Below are 1,021 nucleotides of genomic sequence, written 5' to 3' on the forward strand. Positions count from 1 at the left end.
CTGACTCATATCAAAAAGAAATCCAAGATTTAGAAAATAAATTATCTGCTCTTTAATTTTTAAATTCTTTACACTTGCATCCAATTACAATGCATTTTCCTTTTCCATCCAAATGTATGGAGTTATCGTGATAACATCCTATCTCTTTGTTATTGCATTTCAATTTACATTTCCATCCATTATGGGCATCTTTTCAATTTAACCATAAATGATACAATGTTCACATTCACAAACTTCTTGTTGTTTTGCTTTTTTTAGACATTTTTTATGCTGACCTGCTTGACATTGGACACAAATCTCATCAATGTTTTCTACAGATGTGTATTTCTTGGACTGATCAAAACCAAATCCCCCATCTTGTGGACCGACCATATTCTAAGTAAACTGATGTTCTATTTCTACTTCACTAATTGATTGTGGATTTTATTACTTCGTTCAATTCTCTTTTATGAGTTTCAATTATTCCTCTGATTTCAAATGTATCTATGTAACTTCCAGCTGATGCACGCGTTGCTTTTAGTAGATAGTGTAATGCCCCCTCCTCAATTTTTCCAACATAATACCCATAGAGAAAATCTAGTTCATCACCACACTTCCAAATTTTTTTAATATTTGGGAATGTCTGCTTGATTTCAGTTGGAATCTCTTTAATTCTTCTCTTAATGTATCCATCAAGTGATCTTCTAATTGTAGAGTCTTGTAGCATTCAAATCCCTATTATACATACTTACTTTTAGTCCTTATTTTCCCCATCTGATTTATTTTCTGGCTTGTCCCACATGTGCATGGTTCCTCTAATCATAAATGATCCAACTACTATGGCTACTAACCCCCCAACAATGAATAAAAAGAATTTACCGACATCCTTGGTATTTGCCACTACTAGTATAGTCTGTCTGTCTAGTTATAATTGTCTATAAAAATTCAATTAGATTCAATAATGAGTTTGAGATTTTTACTACATATGTCTAAAATCAAACAGATTGCTGCCTGGATTGCAATAATTGGTGGTGGAATTGCA

Annotated in this window: 3 protein-coding genes; all 3 read right to left on the minus strand. The window is 32.5% G+C overall.

Translation table 11 applies throughout. The features are described from left to right. Positions 1 to 198 precede the first annotated feature (198 nt). From BD31_RS10385 to BD31_RS10390, 3 genes are read right to left on the minus strand one after another with little or no spacing between them, the layout of a single operon-like run. Positions 199 to 372: a hypothetical protein gene (locus tag BD31_RS10385; protein ID WP_008300906.1), complete on the minus strand. Its 174-nt coding sequence runs from the start codon at positions 370 to 372 to the stop codon at positions 199 to 201. Between the two features lie 34 nt (positions 373 to 406). Next, positions 407 to 706, minus strand: coding sequence for a hypothetical protein (locus BD31_RS07825; RefSeq protein WP_008300904.1), 300 nt, complete (start codon positions 704 to 706; stop codon positions 407 to 409). A gap of 27 nt (positions 707 to 733) precedes the next feature. Beyond that, positions 734 to 880, minus strand: a complete 147-nt coding sequence (locus BD31_RS10390) for a hypothetical protein (RefSeq protein ID WP_008300907.1) — start codon at positions 878 to 880, stop codon at positions 734 to 736. Positions 881 to 1,021: the final 141 nt, after the last annotated feature.

Source organism: Candidatus Nitrosopumilus salarius BD31 (assembly GCF_000242875.2).
GTDB classification, from domain to species: domain Archaea; phylum Thermoproteota; class Nitrososphaeria; order Nitrososphaerales; family Nitrosopumilaceae; genus Nitrosopumilus; species Nitrosopumilus salarius.